This is a genomic window from Psychroserpens ponticola (assembly GCF_023556315.2).
Classification (GTDB): Bacteria; Bacteroidota; Bacteroidia; order Flavobacteriales; family Flavobacteriaceae; genus Psychroserpens; species Psychroserpens ponticola.
The window spans coordinates 3406654-3424830 of the sequence record NZ_CP116221.1 but is presented as its reverse complement, the minus strand read 5'-3'; the positions used below and the strand labels follow the sequence as shown (position 1 = coordinate 3424830).

Here is an 18177-nt window from a genome sequence, read left to right as displayed (position 1 = left end):
GCGTTGCCAATAGACAACGCTTTTAAATGTGTTTTAAAAATTAAGTAATTACTTAATGATTAATTTTTTAGTAACTGAAGCATTATTTTGCGTTACCTTCATAATGTAAACTCCAGTATTAAGAGCAGATACATTTAAACGGTTATTGCTTAATGTTTCATTAATGACTTGTTTTCCTAAAATGTCAAAAACAGTAACAGAAATAGCTTCGCTATTAGCACTTGCAATATTTACATATCCTAAAGATGTTGGGTTTGGATATACTTTAAATCTATTTGAGCTAAAATCATCAATTGAAAGTGTAGTTGGAGTAACATCAGCCCAAGATGTTCCTATACGTAACTCATCAAAAAGTGTAAATGCTGTTTCATTAGTTGAATCTTGTCTAATTGCAAATTGGTTAAAACTTGTTACAACATCACCACTCTCAGTAGATGAAGCACTAGCTGTGGGAGCAGAACCTCCAAAAGTTGCATCACTAGGATTAACCCAAGCACTAATTGTACCTGTAGTTAAATCATAACTCATAACTATAAATGCTGTAGTTCCAGTAGTAAGAACAGTTGAGTCAAGTTCACCAGCAGTTGGAGCTGTGTTTACATTAGAAATACCTATTTGATATTCACCAGGATTTGTTCCAGGAACAGTCCATAATCTAGCATCAAAACCACCTAATACGGCAAAGTAACCAGGTGTGTCAACAGATGCATTGTCAGTAATATTTATTAGAAAAGACGCATATATTGCTCCAGAAGTTACTGGAGTAAACTGTATTTCAGGATCACTACCTCCTCCATCAAAAGTTACATGATTTCCTAATTGGTTAGAATCAGCTAAATTAGGATAAGTAAGTCCTCCAGGTCCAGCAACTAATACTTCATCAGAACTATCAGAGATATTTGCCCAATTTGCAGCATCAATTAATTGAGAACCTTCTGTGTAATCAAATCCTTCATAAAGAGGTAATGGTAAAGTAGGATCACAATCAGGACTATTTATGTTTCTTGAAAAAGAACAGCTACTGTCTGCAGGATTACCATTGAAAGACACAGAAAAATCTGTTCCTTCAGGAATATCTGATATTGTTATTGTGCCATCGGTAACACTTGAAGGATCGTCACCACCAACTGTTCCAATTCCGCTAGTGTCAATTGTATAAGTTGTAGTTCCTCCACCAGTATATTCTATTGTTGCAGTATAAGTGTCATCAGTTGCAGGTGTAATAGCATCGCATGTTTCAGTAATAGTTCCAACTTGTAAGTCACAAGGGTAAGCTATTGAGAAAGTGATCATATCAGAATCTAAATTACCTCCATCAACCAAATCAGCAGTAACAGTTACAGAATCACCATCAACTAATGAGCTAATTGTAAAAGGACTAGTTGCACCATTGTTTACATCTGGAGTTCCTCCGTTAACAATTACAATAATGTTAACTGTTGCTCCTGGAGCATTTGCAACTGTAAATTCTACATCAACATCAGTTGTTCCAGAATCAAGTGCTTGTCCATCGTTAGGAGATGTAATAGAAATAGTTGGGTTTGTGTTAACTGTTGGAGAATATGTTCCTATTGGAAACACAGAGGCACAACCTGCATTTGTTCCAGTATCATCTCCTAGGTCACAACCATCTAATGCATTAATTCCACTATAAGTCCACTCTGTATCAGTAAAAGTAGCATTTGGTCCTTGTCCATCAATTCGGTAAGCCCAACCATCTAGGTATTCCCATGTTGTTCCTGTACCATCACCAAAACCAATAGCATCAGAAAGAGAGCCATTAGAATAAAGCATAACGACATCATCACCATTATTGTTTAATTCTCCATTTGCCGTATCAGCGTAAGTAGGTGCTATACCTAAGTATTGAGTAAAATAAGGTATTTCAGCTGAAATATAAATGAAATCACCAGCAGTATATGAATCTGCAGGAAAAGTATAAGTTTGCGTACCTGTTGGTGCATCTCCATTTCCAGCTCTTTCAATTCCATAAACACTTAAATCAGCTATGTCATTTACTACATATAATTCAAGCCCTTTTGGGTAACCTCCTGGAAGAGGCCCATCAATAATTCCAGTAATAACTAAATCTTGTCCAAAGGTTAGACTAGTAACTAAAAGAGTTACCATTAAAAAGTAAAGTTTTTTCATAATTTATATAATATTTAGATTGATAATAAAATTGCAATAACAAATATAGCAAGATTTAGGCATTTTCACTAATTAATTGCGTTATAAACCGCTATTTTACAATATGATAATATTAAGACCTAATCACTTTACAACCAGTTTTCTAGTCGCAGATATTGCGTTCTCTTTTATTTTGAGAATGTAAACTCCTGGAGACAATCTTGAAATGTTAAATGTCTTTCCTAAGATTGAAGCTGCCATTATTCTCTTGCCCAAAACATCGTAAATTTCTATAGTTTTGGGTAAATTGTGTTTTGAAGAAATATTAAGGATACCATCAATTACTGGATTTGGAAAAATCATTAATTCTTCAATAGTAGTTGATGAGGTTTTGGTAGTATCTATAAATTGAGCATGACCTATATGTGGCATGCTCATGATACTGAAAACTAAAAAAATAAACAGGTAATTTTTCATCACAGCTATAATTTAGTAATAAATCACCAATTTTTATACCAAAAACATGTTAAACTAAATATTTTCTTCTAAATGTTTCTAGAGCGTCATAAGAAGGTTAACTTAATGTTATTAATGGAATGAGGTTTGTAAATTTTTTGATATATATCATATCTTTACATAGGATTTTTAAAACCTAAAATTTAAGTCAATCGACTTTTAATACTAAGTTAAATATGAAAAAAAAAGATATTAAAATTTTATTAGTTGATGACGAACCAGATATTTTAGAGATTGTTGGTTACAATTTATCTACAGAAGGCTATCAGATAATTACTGCTGAAAACGGTTTCAAAGCGGTTAAAATGGCAAAAAAAGAAAAGCCTCAGTTAATTATTTTGGATGTGATGATGCCAGAAATGGATGGCATTGAAGCATGTGAACAAATTAGAAAAGTTCCAGATTTGAGCAATACGATCATTACATTTCTAACGGCTAGAGGTGAAGACTATTCTCAAATGGCAGGATTTGACGCAGGAGCTGATGATTACATTACAAAACCAATTAAGCCTAAAGTTTTGGTTAGTAAAGTTAAAGCGTTATTAAGACGACTTAAAGAAGAAGAAGCTTCAGAAGACATTATTAAAATTGGTAATTTAATTATTAATAGAGAAGAATATAAAATATCTCTTAAAGGCAAAGAAATCATTTTACCTCGAAAAGAATTCGAATTGTTATCTTTGTTAGCAACAAAACCAGGTAAGGTCTTTAAACGTGAAGAAATCTTAGATAAAGTTTGGGGTAATGAAGTTATTGTTGGTGGAAGAACTATTGATGTTCATATTAGAAAACTTCGTGAAAAAATTGGAGACAAAAGCTTTAAAACTGTTAAAGGTGTTGGTTATAAGTTTGTAGATTGATGCAAAATAAAATAAAAAAAACGTACAAGTTTGCTTTTAAAACGTCATTGTATATCACAATTTTTTTAACGCTCTTATCGAGTGTTTTTTTGTATGTATTACATTCAATTGATGTACTGTATTTACTTTCTTTTGCAGTGTTCACATTCCTTATTTCTTTTATTGTTATTCAATATAGAGTAGAACGTTTTATTTATAGACGCGTTAAAAAAATCTACGACGATTTGACGCTTTTAGAATCTTCAACCTTACGAAAACAGCCTATCACGACAGACATGGCAACGCTTACTCAAGAAATTGATAAGTATGCTCGTAATAAAAAGGTTGAAATTGAAACGTTAAAAGTTAGAGAAGAATATCGTAAAGAGTTTTTGGGTAATGTATCTCACGAACTTAAAACACCTTTGTTTACTGTTCAAGGCTATTTATTAACCTTGCTTGATGGAGCAATCAACGATAAAAATGTTAGCGAAAAATATTTGAATAGAGCTAGTAAAGGTCTAGAACGTCTTATTTATATCGTTAGAGATTTGGACATGATTACTAAGCTAGAAGTAGGCGATTTGAGGTTAAATGTTGAAACTTTTGATATTGTTGAGTTGGTTGAAAGTGTTTTTGATTTATTAGAAATGAAAGCTTCTAAAAAGAAAATCACTTTGACTTTTGATATGGATTATAATAGTCCAATTATGGTTTCTGCCGATAAAGAACGAATTCAACAAGTACTCACAAATCTCGTTGTTAATTCTATCAAATACGGAAGAGAAAAAGGTACTACAGAAATTAGCGTGGAAAATTTAATCAAAAACAAAGTGATTGTTCGAGTCACAGATAATGGTGAAGGAATCTCTAAAGAAAACCTGACACGACTTTTTGAGCGATTTTTTAGAGTTGATAAAAGTGGTTCTCGTAAAGAAGGAGGTTCTGGTCTCGGACTTTCAATCGTTAAACACATTATTGAAGCTCATGATGAGAAAATCTATGTCGAAAGTGATTTAGGTGTTGGAAGTGAGTTTTCATTTACCCTTGAAAAGTCGGAATAATTTTTTGTAATTCGTATTGTAATTTGTGGTTTTTATACCACTAAAACCTTCAATAGAATTAAGCATTTCAATTTTAAATTCCTTTTGTTTGCAACTTGGTACATATCCAAGTTTTGTTAATCGTTCTGCAAGGTATTCCTGTTCAAATTGACCAGGAGTAGGAATAAAAAATGCTTTTTTTTCAAGTTTGGCTAAATCCATAACTGTTGTATAGCCAGATCTAGATAACACAATGTCACTTTCATTTATTGCGTGTTCTAAAGCTTCGCTAGTCATAAAATTATAACTTGTTATGTGATCTTTAATAGATGGTTTTTGTTCACCATCAACAATGCCTTTTACAAATAAAACTTTCCTTTTATAAGTATTTAGTTCTTTTAATAGTAAATCTTGTAGAAGTGTGCGTTGCGGTTCTGGTCCAGAAAGTAAAACCATAAGGTCATATTTTATTTTACAATCTGTTTTTTTGAAGCGACTAAGTGGTCCAATATATTTTATAGGAATATCAAATACGTCTGTATGACCAAGTTTTCCACTTAAATTATCTAGACCAATAGTGTCAGGTACCCAACATTCATCAAAACGTTTAATTATTTTTTGATGCATTTTTGTGCTTAACCACGTTGTATTTCCGCTTAACACTTTTAGTTGATGTGTCATAAAAACACAAGGAATAAGTTTACTATGAACACCTAATCTGTTATCTGAAAGTATACCATCTATGCGATAATCTTTAATAATAGTTTTAGTTGCCTTCTTTTCGGCTTTAATGGCTTGGATTAGTTTTGGAGAATTCTGAAGCATCTTTAATTTGAAGAACTGTCCATTTTTTGCATACGATATATTGTATGAAGGCAATTCAATAGATTCTAGTTTCGGGAATTCTTTTTGTAATAATTTTAAGGCAATTCCGTCACTTGCAATGACAACTTCAAAATTATTTGTTAGCAAAGCACGTATTAACGGAATGCATCTGGTAGCATGTCCTAAACCCCAATTTAATGGCGCTACTAATATTCGCTTTTTTGGTTGATATTGCATGTGCAGAATTTGTTTTGGTAAATCAATGCTATTCTATTTTAAACATGACAGATAAAAACAAAGATAAACTAATATGTTTCCTTAATTTTGTCTAAATATTAAATTAATTGTGGGAAGTAAAAATAAATTAAAGCGTTTTAATGAAAACGCAACGTTTGCTAATGTGATTCAGCCATCGCGAGATGAATTGGTAACCAATAATTTTGAATATAAAGGACACTGGACATCTAAATTTTTCAAGAATTCAAATCCGTTGGTATTAGAATTAGGATGTGGTAAAGGAGAGTATTCTGTTGCTTTAGCTAAAAAATATCCAGAAAAGAATTTTATTGGTATCGATATTAAAGGCGCACGATTTTGGAGAGGCGCAAAAACAGCTATTGAAGAAGAAATTCCAAACGTTGGATTTATAAGAACTCAAATTGAACTTGTAGATTTTGCCTTTGGTGAAAATGAAGTAGATGAAATTTGGATTACATTTCCAGATCCACAAATAAAATATAAACGTACCAAACATAGAATGACAAACGCTCAGTTTTTAAAACGATACAAAACCATCTTAAAATCTGATGGAATTGTGAACTTAAAAACTGATAGTGAGTTTATGCATGGTTACACGCTTGGACTCTTACATGGCGAAGGTCATGAAGTGCTTTATGCTAATCATGATGTGTATAAACAAGAAGGTAGTCCTGAAGATGTTACAAGCATTCAAACCTTTTATGAATCGCAATATTTAGAGCATAACAAACCAATTACGTATATTAGGTTTAAAATTAATTAGATTTTGAATATTACTGTCATTTTTTTTCTTGGATTAGTTATCGCATTAATGGGTGTTATTCCTCCAGGATTATTAAATATGACTGCTGCAAAAATCAGTTTGAAAGAAGGCTATAATAGAGGAATAGTGTTTTCAATTGGAGTATGTTTAGTCGTTTTTTTACAAACCTATATTGCTGCCATGTTTGCTCGTTATTTAAGTAATCATCCACACACAGTCGAAATCTTAAGGCAAGTCGCTCTAGTCATTTTTGTATTAATTACAATTTATTTTTTGTTCATAGCAAAAACATCTCCAAAACCAGATATTGAACCAGATAGTAAAAGTAAAGAAAGCCGATTTTTTCAAGGTGTCTTTTTATCTGCTATTAATGTGTTTCCAATACCATATCAAGCTTACATGACTATTTCTATTGCAGGATTTGGTTGGTTTGCATTTGATCCTATGAGTATTTTAACCTATTGCTCAGGAGCTGCAATGGGAACCTTTGTAATGCTCTATGTTTATATTTTCTTTTTTGATAAAATAAATAATAAAAAGTTCACATCTCAAAAAAACATGAATAAAAGTATTGGGATCATTACAGCAATAGTAGCAGCAGCAACATTGATTAATATTTTATTAGATCTTTAATATGAAACCTGAGACTTTAAACTTCTTCGATAAAGTTTATGAGGTTGCAAAACTAATTCCCTTTGGAAGAGTAACAAGTTATGGAGCGATTGCTAATTATTTAGGTGCAAAACGAAGCGCCAGAATGGTAGGTTATGCGATGAATGGTTCTCATGGAAAAGATGTACCTGCACATCGTGTTGTAAATAGAAAAGGATTATTAACAGGAAAGCATCATTTTGATGGCACTAACCTTATGCAACAATTGCTAGAAAGCGAAGGTATTGTTGTTATTGAAAATCAAATTCAAGATTTAGACAAGGTGTATTGGGACCCTTCTAAAGAGTTGTAATTATTCTTTAATAATTTTCTTCACAACTTCACTCGTTTCCGTTTTAATGTTTACAAAATAAGTCCCAGTTGAAAGCATTTCAGTAGATATGGTTAACTCTGTTTTTGTACCAATAACAGCAACCTCATTTATCAATCTGCCAGAAATATCATAAATCGTGATTTGCTTTATAGCTTGCTTTGACTCTAAAGTAAGATGATTGGTCGTCGGATTAGGATATAGTGAAATTGAATTATTTGCCAACTCAAAGTCTTCAGTACTTAAAGTGGCAATTGTCGTTTGTTCGTTATTAGTAATGATTGGAAAATTAAAATCGAAATAAATTTCAGCATCATTTTCAAAAGTGTCATTTAACACTAAAGTATCCAATGTTCTAATTTTAAAAACGATATAACCATCATTATTGGCATCATCAAAAGGTAAGTTGATATTTTCAAAAATGAACTCTACATAATGGAATACAGCATTATCTTTAATTCTAGCAACATAGTCATGACTAGCAGTAATTGGAACAAGTGACGATAAGTCATACTTGGTTCTATCAATATCATCTTTTACCACTATGTTTACAGCTTCAGCAGATCCTGTATTTTCAAAACGAATCATATAGTGTACATAATCACCAACCATTTCAGGTGTAATAAAAGCACCTTCTAAACAGGTTTTATCATTTGGGTCATAAGAATTGACTACAGTTTGTTGAAGTTCAAAGGTATTATCATCTGGTGTTTCATCAGTTTCCGAAAAATTGATAGAACAAATAAATGACAACACATCTCCATCGTTTAAAGGAACTGGATCCATTGGTGTATTTAAATTCAAGGTCAATTCAATCTCACGAATTTCAAATGGTGTTAAGTCATTGAATGTCCAAGTTAAGGTATTTGGAGATTGAGAATTTTCAGTAGGAGTAGCCAAAATAAAATTCATAAGGTCATCTTGAAAATTAAAATTGATATCTCCTGAAAGCGAAGTATTCCCTTTGTTTTTATAGATGATTTTATAATTGGCATCAAAACCAGAACGAGCAACACCTAAGGGAATGATAGTGATTTCTAAATCGTTAAATGTACCATTTGGCGTGATGCAAAAATCTTGCATAAACGGACTTGCATCTGTTGGAAAATCAACTGTAAGACTTGAAGGAGTTACTGTAAAATAACTCGGATTTTCAAGGATAGGAGTTATGGTATGAGAACCATTTCCCAAAGGAATAGAATAATCTCCAGAAGTGTTAGAAATGAAATTCCCAGTTTCAGATCCATTTGTAATTTCAAAATTTACATGTGGTAAAACAGTATCGTTTATATCACAGCCATTGTAATCTAAATCAATTTTTGTATTACCATTTATGGTATAGAATTCTCCACCTAGTTCAAAAGAGCAATACGAATTAACTACACAATTATAACCAAAATAATCAATATAACTTAGAACTTGTTCAAACTCACTATTACCATTGAAAAGTTCATCATCTACACAAATATATGCCAAGTTCGGATTATAATTAATCCATCCATAGCAATCAGAACTAAAACAATATTCCTTATTATATACATCGTTTTTCAAATTTAAAGTTTCAAGCTGATTAAAAGAACATTGAAGTTCTTTAATTAGTGTGTTGCTAATATCTAATGATGTTAACATATTAAAATTGCAATAAAGTGTTTCAAGTAATGGATTTGAACTTAAATCTAGATTAGAAATCATATTATTACTACAATTTACTACTTGTAATAATGGATTTGAACTAATATCTAATTCGGTAAATTGATTGTATCTGCAATCTAAAGTTTGTAATTCAGGCATAATACTAAAATCAAAATCTGAAATTAAAGAATTGTATAGTACAAATGTCTCAATCACATTCGAAGGATTGATAATTATATTAGTTAAAGTTGAAATCGAATCAGGATTAACCCAAGTGTCTGTAATATATACTTCAGTCAAATTAATATTAGTGCTCAAGTCTATTTCTGTAAGGTTGTTTATTGTACAGGAGAGGAAGTCTAGATTAACTAAGCCATTAATATTAAAAGAAGTTAAAGCTGGACAATTTTCAATTTTTATGGTTTCAAGGCTAGTATTATTTGTTAAATCAATTGAAGTTAAATTAGTCGTATCAATAAAAATTAACTCCTCAAGGTTTGTGAAATATTCTATTCCTTCGACTGAAGAAAAACCTTGTTGCCAAGATAGTCTTAACTTTGTTACGGCTAGTGCTTCATTAATTTGAATTTCATTATCATTATTAGTATCAACATCCTCATAAGTACCTGAATTATTTAAAATTGCACAATTGCCATTTACCAATAAATTTTTAAATAATGGGTCAGGAATATCAATAATCTGTGCATTTAAAGTAAAAGAGATAAAAAGGGCAACGAGAGATATGTAGTAATTTTTCATAGTTTAATCTTTTATTAATTGTTTCACAATGTCACCAGTTTCCGTTTTAATTTTTAAGAAATAAGTGCCTGCTGAAAGCGCTTCAGTAGAAATTGTCAATTCTGTTTTTGTGCCAATAAAAGCAACCTCATTTATGAGTCTACCAGAAATATCGTAAATAGATATATGTTTAATAGCTTGCTTCGATTCTAAAGTTAGATGATTGGTCGCCGGATTAGGATACAGCGAAATCGAGTTATTTGCCAACTCAAAGTCTTCAGTACTTAAAGTCGCAATTGTAGTTTGTTCATTATTAGTAATGATTGGGAAATTAAAATCGAAATAAATTTCGGCATCATTTTCAAAAGTGTCATTTAATTCTAAAGTGTTAAGTGTTCTAATTTTAAAAACGATATAACCATCATTATTGGCATCATCAAAAGGTAAGTTGATGTTTTCAAAAATGAATTCTACATAATGGTCTGATGCATTGTCTTTAATTCTTGCAACATAATCATGACTTGCATGTAAAGGAATGAGTGACGACAAATCATAGGTAAGTCTATCAATATCATCTTTAACTACAATATTTATAGCATTAGCAGATCCAGTATTTTCAAAACGAATCATATAGTGTACATAATCGCCAACCATTTCAGGTGTGATAAAAGCACCTTCTAAACACGTTTTATCATTTGGGTCATAAGAATTGACTACAGTTTGTTGAAGTTCAAAGGTATTATCATCTGGTGTTTCATCAGTTTCCGAAGAATTTACAGAAGCATCAAAAACCAAAACGTCATCACCATTTACAGGAGGTGTTTCCATTGGTGAATTGATATTCATTGTTAATAGAATCTCACGACTTTCAAATGGCTCTAAATCATTAAAATTCCAAGTTAATAGGTTTAGAGATTGCGTGTCTTCAGTAGGAGAAGCAGAAACAAAATCCATAAGGTTATCTGCAAAATCAAAATCGATATCACCAGTCAAACTAGTAGTTCCTTTATTTTTATAAATCACTTTATAATTAGCATCAAAACCAGGACGAGCAACTCCTAAAGGAATGATGGTAATTTCTAAATCATTAAACTCACCATTTGGTGTGATACAGAAATCCTGCATATACGGACTTGCATCTGTGGGAAACGATATACTAACATTAGATGGTGAAATAGTAAAGTAACTTGTGGTTTCAAAAGTTGGAGTTATGGTGTGAGACCCTTCTTGAACAGGAATCATATAGGCTCCAGAACTATTTGCAATAAAATTACCAGTTTCTGTTCCATCAGTAATACCAAAATTTAAATTAGGAAAACCAGAATCATTATTATCACAACCATTATCGTCACTATCAAGAATTACAGTTCCTTCTATAGTATAAAATTCACCACCTGGTGTAAAGGAACAATATCCATTAACAGCACAAGTCGTGTATCCATATTGATTAATTAAATTCTGAACAATATTCAATTCATAATAGGGCCAATTTCCTGCATAGATGGGTTCATCATCAGCACAAACATTTATTAAATCAGGATTATTACTGAAGTCAAGAAGGCGTAAGTCATATGGACTAAGTATTTCGCCATTTTTATTAATATAACCGTTTTTAATGTTTAAAGTTATTAGTTGATTGTTTGCGCAATTCAAAAATTGCGCAGTCATATTGCTAGCATCTATAGAGGTTAATAAATTATTTTGGCAATAGAGATTGCTTAAAGACACATTAGTAAAATCTAATTCGCTTATTTGATTAGAACTACAATCCAAGGTATTGAGATTTACTAAAGGGCTTATGTCTAATTCTGTTAATTGATTTGAACCGCAGGATAAAGAATTAAGATTAGTTTGTAAACTGAGATCTAAAGTTGCGATTTGATTAAAACCACAATTAAGAGATACTAAATATGGTGCAGAATCTAAATTTAAAGAGGTTAATTGATTATTTGAACATGCTAATCCTTCAAGATTCACAAGAGAACTTAGCTCTAATGTACTTAATTGATTATTATTACATGACAGAGATGTTAAACTTGTTAAGCCACTAATCTTTAAATTGGTTAATTCATTATCATTGCAAGCCAAAACATCCAAGTTTAACAAATTACTTGCGTCTAAATTGGTTATTTGATTATTATTACAATACAATCGCTCCAAAATTGTTAACCCACTTATATTTAGTGAGTTTAGTTGATTATTAACACAGTTTAATGTTGTTGTAATTGTCAAGCCACTTAGGTCTATTGTGCTTAATAGATTATCACTACAATCCAAATAATTGAGATTTGATAGTGTGCCAAGAGTTAACGTGTTTATTTGATTATATCGACATTCTAACGTTGAGAGATTAGATAATCCGCTTACATCTAACGTGCTTAATTGAGTACCAGTACACTTTAAAGAAGTAAGGTTTGTAAGTAAACTTACATCTAGTGAGGTCAATTGACTACCACCACATTCTAGAGAGCTTAGGTTAGGTAAAGATCCTAACTCTATTGTAGTTAATGAATTATTGGATCTACAAATAAATGTATTAAGATTGGTTAGCGTAGTTACGTTTAATGAAGTAATGTTATGGTTAGAAAGTTCTAAGTATTCAAGGTTTGTAAAAGCTTCTAATCCTTCCACTGAAGAAAATTGGCAAGATGAGTTAAAACAGTAAAGATAAAGATTAGTAACAGCTAATGCTTCTGTGACTTGAATTTCACCATCATTATTTGTGTCTGCATTTGTGTCTGCACTACCATTACCATCTGAATCAACACAATAACCGTTAACTAATCTGTCTTTAAAAACAGGGTCAGGTATGTCAACAATCTGAGCATTAATCGTAAATGAAATTAAAAGGGTAATGAGTAATATGTAGTAATTTTTCATAAAGTTGGTATTCAGTACCTTAAAGATACATTTTTTTGTTAAAGTGCAAGTATAATCGTACTCACTTCTGTTATAACTCATTTCAATAAAAAGGGTTTCAAATTCTAAACAATTCACTGTATCTTTGCATTTAGAATGATTCTACATAGAATCTCGATTTGAAAACAACTATGAAACTAAACAAACAAGACATACTTAAAGCACTCGAAACTATTTCTGCACCTGGAGAAGGGCGAAACATGGTCGAGAGTGGAGCCGTAAAAAATGTGGTCACTTTTGCTGATGAGGTTATTGTGGATATCACAATTACGAATCCGAGTTTACAAGCCAAAAAGAAAACTGAGGTAGAAATCATGAAAACCATTCATGACATCGTGTATGAAAAGGCTAAAATAACAGTCAATGTAAAAGTTGATGCACCTGCTAAATCTGCTCCTAATGTGATTAAAGGGAAAAAGATTCCAGGCATTCAAAATATTGTAGCTGTAGCTTCAGGAAAAGGTGGTGTTGGTAAATCTACTGTAACGGCAAATATGGCTGTGACTTTAGCAAAAATGGGATTTAAAGTTGGTGTTTTAGATGCCGATATTTATGGACCTTCAATGCCAATTATGTTTGATGTAGAATTAGAAAGACCTTTGGCTGCTAATGTTGATGGAAAATCTAAAATGAGACCTGTAGAAAACTATGGTGTTAAAATGTTATCGATAGGCTTTTTTACAAAACCAGATCAAGCAGTCGTTTGGAGAGGGCCAATGGCAGCAAAAGCATTAAATCAAATGATTTTTGATGCGGCTTGGGGAGAACTCGATTTTTTATTAATCGATTTACCACCAGGAACAGGAGATATTCACTTAAGCATTATGCAATCGCTTCCAATTACAGGAGCAGTTGTGGTAAGTACGCCTCAAAATGTAGCCTTGGCAGATGCTAAAAAAGGTGTTGCAATGTTTCAACAAGAAAGTATCAACGTGCCTGTGTTAGGTATTATCGAAAATATGGCTTACTTTACACCTGATGAGCTTCCAGATAATAAATATTATATCTTCGGAAAGCAAGGCGCTCAAAATCTTGCAGAAGATTTAGGAGTTCCATTTTTGGGTGAATTACCATTAGTTCAAAGCATAAGAGAAGCAGGAGATATTGGCCGTCCAGCTGCCTTGCAAACAGCAACAGCTTTAGAGAAATCTTTCGAGGAGTTAACGCAAAATGTTGTTGAAGAAGTGGTTAAGCGAAATGATGATTTACCTCCAACTGAAGCTATTAAAATAACGACTATGGCTGGATGTTCAGCAGTAAAGAAATAATATATGAGTACAGAAGAACTTAGACTGAATGTCGAAAAAGCATTAGACGAAATTCGCCCGTTTTTACAAAGTGATGGTGGTGATATTTCATTATTATCTATCGAAAACGATACCTTAGTTAAGGTGCAATTACAAGGCGCTTGCGTTGGCTGTAGCGTAAATCAAATGACGCTAAAGTCTGGTGTTGAAATGACCATTAAAAAATATGCTCCGCAAATAGAACAAGTTATTAATATTGAAGTCTAAAGGTGACTTTTGTCACATAATTTGTCTTGTTTTTCAATTAATTTTACGTTTCGAAATTTAGATTCATGATTAAAACAGATATACTCATTATTGGAGCAGGTCCAACAGGTTTGTTTACCGTTTTTGAAGCAGGTTTGCTGAAATTAAAATGCCATTTAATTGATGCACTGCCACAAGCAGGTGGACAATGTTCTGAACTTTATCCTAAAAAACCTATATACGATATTCCTGCATATCCTGAGATTTTAGCAGGAGATTTAACCCAGAAATTAATAGAGCAATGTAAGCAGTTCGAACCAGGATTTACACTTGGAGAACGTGCTGAAACAATTGATAAGCAAGAAGATGGTTCATTCATTGTCACTACCAATAAAGGTACACAGCATCAAGCTCCAATAATTGCTATTGCTGGCGGTTTAGGAAGTTTTGAACCTCGTAAACCACTTTTAGATAATATTACAGATTTCGAGGATTGTGGTGTTGAGTATATGATTAAAGAGCCTGAGTTATATCGCGATAAAAAAGTAGTGATTGCAGGAGGAGGAGATTCGGCTCTAGATTGGAGTATCTTTTTAAGTGATATCGCTTCTAGTGTAACTTTAATTCATAGACGAAATGAATTTCGTGGACATTTAGATTCTGTTGAAAAAGTTCAGGAATTAAAAAACTTAGGAAAAATAAATCTCATTACTCCAGCCGAAATCACTGCAATTAATGGAAACGGTAAAGTTGAAAGTGTTGAGGTAACTAAAAAAGATGAAACGCCTATTATTGTAGAAACTGATCATTTTATTCCTCTTTTTGGTTTATCACCAAAGTTGGGACCAATTGCAAATTGGGGACTTGAAATTGAAAAAAATGCTATTAAGGTTAACAATGCTTTAGATTATCAGACCAACATACCTGGTATATATGCTATTGGTGATGTTAACACTTATCCAGGAAAATTAAAACTAATTCTATGTGGTTTTCATGAAGCGACATTAATGTGTCAATCTGCTTATCAAATTATAAATCCTGGTAAACGGTATGTATTAAAATATACGACAGTAGCTGGTGTTAATGGTTTTGATGGTACACGTAAGGAAGCACCAAAAGCAGTAGTAAAAGCAATAGAGTAGTGGAACAAGATATAACTATAAAAATAACCGATAGAGATGGTGTAACACATGAAGTTTTAGCACCAACAGATATGGCAATGAACCTTATGGAAGTTGTACGTTCTTATGAACTAGCTCCAGAAGGTACTATCGGAATTTGTGGTGGAATGGCCATGTGTGCATCATGTCAATGCTATGTGTTAAGTAAAACCGAATTGCCAGAAATGCAAGATGATGAAGAAGCCATGTTAAGTGAAGCGTTTAATGTTAAAGACAACTCTCGTTTAGGTTGTCAAATTCAAATCACACCTGAAATGGAAGGTTTGGAGGTAGAGTTAGCACCCGAAAGTTAATGCTTATGTGTTGTAATTCAGTAGATTAAAAAAAGTCTAAATTTTATTTACTTTTTATTTGTATTTAGTCTAAATAAGGATAAATTTGCACTCTTATTTAGATTAAAATGAAAAGAGTTATAGTTATTCTTCTAGTATTTGTTTCTGTAAAAATGAATTCACAAGTTCAAAACGATTCAATTACTTTAAGCCTACTTAAAGAAGAAATTAAGGAAGAACTTCGAGAAGAGTTTAGAGCTGAACAAGCTTCTAAAAATGAACCATTATTAAAATGGAATAACTTCAGTTTAAGAGGTTACGGCGTTATAAATTACTACAATAACGATTACGATACAGATCCTACTTTAAAAGACAAGTTTGATGCTGAGCGTTTAAACTTATACCTAGAATACTTTTTTACAGATAAAATAAGTTTAAAAACCGAAATTGAATACGAACATGGTGGAACTGCTTCTGCGATCGATTTAGATACTCAAGAAGAATTTGGTGAATTTGAAGATGAGATTGAAACTGGTGGAGGTGTAAAGTTAGAACAAGTTCATATCAACTTTAAAATCAAACCTTATTTTAATATTCGTGCAGGTAAAATGAAAATGTATTTTGGACTGCATCAAAGTTTAGATACTCCTGTTCAGTATTTTACAACAACACGTCAAGAGATGGAAAATGCCATTCTGCCTTTAGGATGGTACGAAACAGGTATTGAATTCTACGGAACTTTCGCAAAAAAATTCAACTATAGAGCTTATGTTGTGAGTGGTTTAGATGCTTCGGGATTTTCGTCAAGAGGTTGGATAAAAGATGGTTACCAACAACGTTTTGAAATGGCTAATGCACAATCTTTCGCATTTTCTGCACGATTAGATTATAAGTTTGGTACGCATAAAGATACTTATTTTGGTGTTGCGGCTTATATAAATGATTCCGCAGCAAACAGACCAAAAGAGGATATGGAGGAGAGCGCATATGTAACTATCGTAGAGGGTCATGTTACTTATAACGAAAATAACTTGAGATTTAATGCTATCGGACTTTTTGGAAACTTAGAAAACTCAAATATCGTCTCTCTTCGAAACGCAAATCTATCGAATAATTTAGGTGTAAAAAGAACACCTGTTGGTAAAAATGCATTAGGCATATCAGCAGAAATTGGATACAATATTTTACACCTAATTAATGCAGAAAGCAAACAGCAGTTATATCCTTTTGTTCGTTACGATTATTATGATACAATGCAAGATGTTGAAGGAAGTATTGTCGATAATCCACGTTGGGAGCGCACGACAATCACAGGTGGTGTCAACTGGTTTGTACATCCTCAAATTGTTGTGAAAGCACAATATTCTGATCGTCGTTTAGGTTCAGAAAATTATAACCTATCGACTTTAGAATTTACTGGAGAAAAACAACATGATAAAACATTTTCAGCAGGAATCGGATTCAAATTTTAATAAACCACATATAAAACAATACCCATGAAAACACGTACATTTTTTTTAAGCATATTTACAGTATTTACACTGGCAAGCTGTAGTAATAATGATGATAGTTCTGAAACTGTTGATCCAAATGCAAGTTTATACACGCAAGTATTAACAAATTTATCAGTTGATGTTATTACAGAAACCTATAACAGTTTATATACAAATGCAGGTACATTAGAAACAGCAGTTAGTAACTTAACAATTGGAGATGAAACTGCATTACAAACAGTAAAAACGGCATGGCAAAATACAAGAGCGCCTTGGGAGAAATCTGAAGGGTTTTTATATGGACCTGTTGATACAGAAGGAATTGATCCAGCTATCGATTCTTGGCCTGTAGATGTCAATGCGATTAATAATGTTTTAAACAGTGGAAATAATATTACCTCAACACTACTTGAAAGTAATAACGAAGCTAGAGGATTTCATACCATAGAATATTTTGTTTGGGGTTTAAACGGAAATAAATCTGCTTCAGATTTAACTTCGAGAGAACTTGAATATTTAGTTGCTGCAACTCAAAATTTGAAATCTCAAACTCAAGAGTTGTATTATGGTTGGTTAGCTTCGGAAGGCGATTTTGTGTCAAACTTTATTAATGCAGGACAATCTGGATCAATTTATACATCTCAAAAAGGTGCTTTACAAGAAATCGTTGAAGGGCTTGTAATTATTGCTGATGAGGTTGCAAATGGTAAAATTGAAGAGCCATTAAATGGGAATAATGGAGGCGCTAAACCTGAAGCTGAAGAGTCTCGTTTTAGTAATAATTCTAAATTAGATTTTGCTAATAATATTAGAAGTATTCAAAATATTTATTTAGGAGAATATAATGGAAATAGTGGAAACGGAATTGCAAACGTTGTTGCCTTGTCAAATACAACTTTAGATGCTCAAATTAAATTAGCCATTTCTGATGCAATTTTTGCAATAGAAGCCATACCAGGAACGTTTACTGAAGCTATCGAAGATAATAGAAATGCAGTTCAAAATGCACAAACGAAAGTTGCTGATTTATTAACGGTTTTAGAAACGAGTTTAATGCCATTTATATCTAATTTATAATACTTTCACACACTTA

At 32.2% G+C, this 18177-nt stretch carries 16 protein-coding genes; 11 read left to right on the top strand and 5 right to left on the bottom strand.

Annotated elements, in window-relative coordinates; all coding sequences use genetic code 11:
* Positions 1-48: 48 nt before the first annotated feature.
* Positions 49-2151 carry a T9SS type A sorting domain-containing protein gene (locus tag MUN68_RS15120; RefSeq protein WP_249993374.1) on the bottom strand — a complete coding sequence of 701 codons (2103 nt, stop codon included), beginning with the start codon at positions 2149-2151 and terminating at the stop codon, positions 49-51.
* A gap of 123 nt (positions 2152-2274) precedes the next feature.
* Positions 2275-2607 (bottom strand): T9SS type A sorting domain-containing protein, encoded by a 333-nt coding sequence (locus tag MUN68_RS15115; protein ID WP_249993375.1) that lies wholly within the window; start codon positions 2605-2607, stop codon positions 2275-2277.
* A gap of 215 nt (positions 2608-2822) precedes the next feature.
* Here MUN68_RS15115 and MUN68_RS15110 point away from each other — a divergent pair, with 215 nt between their 5' ends.
* Together MUN68_RS15110 and MUN68_RS15105 are read left to right on the top strand one after the other, a co-directional pair.
* On the top strand, positions 2823-3506 hold the full coding sequence (locus MUN68_RS15110) for a response regulator transcription factor (RefSeq protein WP_249993376.1): 684 nt from the start codon (positions 2823-2825) through the stop codon (positions 3504-3506).
* Positions 3506-4549: a sensor histidine kinase gene (locus tag MUN68_RS15105; protein WP_249993377.1), complete on the top strand. Its 1044-nt coding sequence runs from the start codon at positions 3506-3508 to the stop codon at positions 4547-4549. The genes MUN68_RS15110 and MUN68_RS15105 overlap by 1 nt, the downstream gene beginning before the upstream one ends.
* Here MUN68_RS15105 and MUN68_RS15100 read toward each other — a convergent pair.
* On the bottom strand, positions 4523-5590 hold the full coding sequence (locus MUN68_RS15100) for a glycosyltransferase (RefSeq protein ID WP_249993378.1): 1068 nt from the start codon (positions 5588-5590) through the stop codon (positions 4523-4525). The two genes, MUN68_RS15105 and MUN68_RS15100, sit on opposite strands and share 27 nt — an antisense overlap.
* A gap of 109 nt (positions 5591-5699) precedes the next feature.
* On the opposite strand from MUN68_RS15100, the gene trmB reads away from it, so the two are divergent.
* The 3 genes from trmB to MUN68_RS15085 are packed head-to-tail and all read left to right on the top strand — an operon-like array spanning position 5700 to position 7338.
* Positions 5700-6374, top strand: a complete 675-nt coding sequence (trmB, locus tag MUN68_RS15095) for a tRNA (guanosine(46)-N7)-methyltransferase TrmB (protein ID WP_249993379.1) — start codon at positions 5700-5702, stop codon at positions 6372-6374.
* A 3-nt stretch (positions 6375-6377) separates the two neighbouring features.
* Positions 6378-7007: a LysE family transporter gene (locus tag MUN68_RS15090; protein WP_249993380.1), complete on the top strand. Its 630-nt coding sequence runs from the start codon at positions 6378-6380 to the stop codon at positions 7005-7007.
* A 1-nt stretch (position 7008) separates the two neighbouring features.
* Positions 7009-7338: an MGMT family protein gene (locus MUN68_RS15085; protein ID WP_249993382.1), complete on the top strand. Its 330-nt coding sequence runs from the start codon at positions 7009-7011 to the stop codon at positions 7336-7338.
* Here the strand turns inward: MUN68_RS15085 and MUN68_RS15080 are convergent, their stop codons facing one another.
* Entirely contained in the window at positions 7339-9747 is a 2409-nt protein-coding gene (locus tag MUN68_RS15080; RefSeq protein WP_249993384.1) for a T9SS type A sorting domain-containing protein, read from the bottom strand.
* A gap of 3 nt (positions 9748-9750) precedes the next feature.
* Entirely contained in the window at positions 9751-12606 is a 2856-nt protein-coding gene (locus tag MUN68_RS15075; RefSeq protein WP_249993387.1) for a T9SS type A sorting domain-containing protein, read from the bottom strand.
* 170 nt (positions 12607-12776) lie between these two features.
* On the opposite strand from MUN68_RS15075, the gene MUN68_RS15070 reads away from it, so the two are divergent.
* From MUN68_RS15070 to MUN68_RS15045, 6 genes are all read left to right on the top strand, one after another.
* Complete coding sequence (locus MUN68_RS15070) at positions 12777-13913, top strand: Mrp/NBP35 family ATP-binding protein (protein ID WP_249993389.1); 1137 nt, start codon at positions 12777-12779, stop codon at positions 13911-13913.
* 3 nt (positions 13914-13916) lie between these two features.
* The gene (locus MUN68_RS15065; RefSeq protein WP_249993391.1) at positions 13917-14159 is read left to right on the top strand and encodes a NifU family protein; all 243 of its coding nucleotides are present in this window, start codon (positions 13917-13919) and stop codon (positions 14157-14159) included.
* Positions 14160-14224: 65 nt separating this feature from the next.
* Positions 14225-15280: an NAD(P)/FAD-dependent oxidoreductase gene (locus MUN68_RS15060; RefSeq protein WP_249993393.1), complete on the top strand. Its 1056-nt coding sequence runs from the start codon at positions 14225-14227 to the stop codon at positions 15278-15280.
* Positions 15280-15612: a 2Fe-2S iron-sulfur cluster-binding family protein gene (locus MUN68_RS15055; protein ID WP_249993395.1), complete on the top strand. Its 333-nt coding sequence runs from the start codon at positions 15280-15282 to the stop codon at positions 15610-15612. The genes MUN68_RS15060 and MUN68_RS15055 overlap by 1 nt, the downstream gene beginning before the upstream one ends.
* A gap of 107 nt (positions 15613-15719) precedes the next feature.
* Positions 15720-17063: an autotransporter outer membrane beta-barrel domain-containing protein gene (locus MUN68_RS15050; RefSeq protein WP_249993397.1), complete on the top strand. Its 1344-nt coding sequence runs from the start codon at positions 15720-15722 to the stop codon at positions 17061-17063.
* 24 nt (positions 17064-17087) lie between these two features.
* Positions 17088-18161, top strand: coding sequence for an imelysin family protein (locus MUN68_RS15045; RefSeq protein WP_249993399.1), 1074 nt, complete (start codon positions 17088-17090; stop codon positions 18159-18161).
* Positions 18162-18177 lie beyond the last annotated feature (16 nt).

Coding starts and splice junctions, on each gene's coding strand:
- MUN68_RS15120 (WP_249993374.1), bottom strand. CDS start 2,151: ATGAAAAAACTTTACTTTTTAATGGTAACTCTTTTAGTTACTAGTCTA.
- MUN68_RS15115 (WP_249993375.1), bottom strand. CDS start 2,607: ATGAAAAATTACCTGTTTATTTTTTTAGTTTTCAGTATCATGAGCATG.
- MUN68_RS15110 (WP_249993376.1), top strand. CDS start 2,823: ATGAAAAAAAAAGATATTAAAATTTTATTAGTTGATGACGAACCAGAT.
- MUN68_RS15105 (WP_249993377.1), top strand. CDS start 3,506: ATGCAAAATAAAATAAAAAAAACGTACAAGTTTGCTTTTAAAACGTCA.
- MUN68_RS15100 (WP_249993378.1), bottom strand. CDS start 5,590: ATGCAATATCAACCAAAAAAGCGAATATTAGTAGCGCCATTAAATTGG.
- MUN68_RS15085 (WP_249993382.1), top strand. CDS start 7,009: ATGAAACCTGAGACTTTAAACTTCTTCGATAAAGTTTATGAGGTTGCA.
- MUN68_RS15080 (WP_249993384.1), bottom strand. CDS start 9,747: ATGAAAAATTACTACATATCTCTCGTTGCCCTTTTTATCTCTTTTACT.
- MUN68_RS15075 (WP_249993387.1), bottom strand. CDS start 12,606: ATGAAAAATTACTACATATTACTCATTACCCTTTTAATTTCATTTACG.
- MUN68_RS15070 (WP_249993389.1), top strand. CDS start 12,777: ATGAAACTAAACAAACAAGACATACTTAAAGCACTCGAAACTATTTCT.
- MUN68_RS15065 (WP_249993391.1), top strand. CDS start 13,917: ATGAGTACAGAAGAACTTAGACTGAATGTCGAAAAAGCATTAGACGAA.
- MUN68_RS15060 (WP_249993393.1), top strand. CDS start 14,225: ATGATTAAAACAGATATACTCATTATTGGAGCAGGTCCAACAGGTTTG.
- MUN68_RS15050 (WP_249993397.1), top strand. CDS start 15,720: ATGAAAAGAGTTATAGTTATTCTTCTAGTATTTGTTTCTGTAAAAATG.
- MUN68_RS15045 (WP_249993399.1), top strand. CDS start 17,088: ATGAAAACACGTACATTTTTTTTAAGCATATTTACAGTATTTACACTG.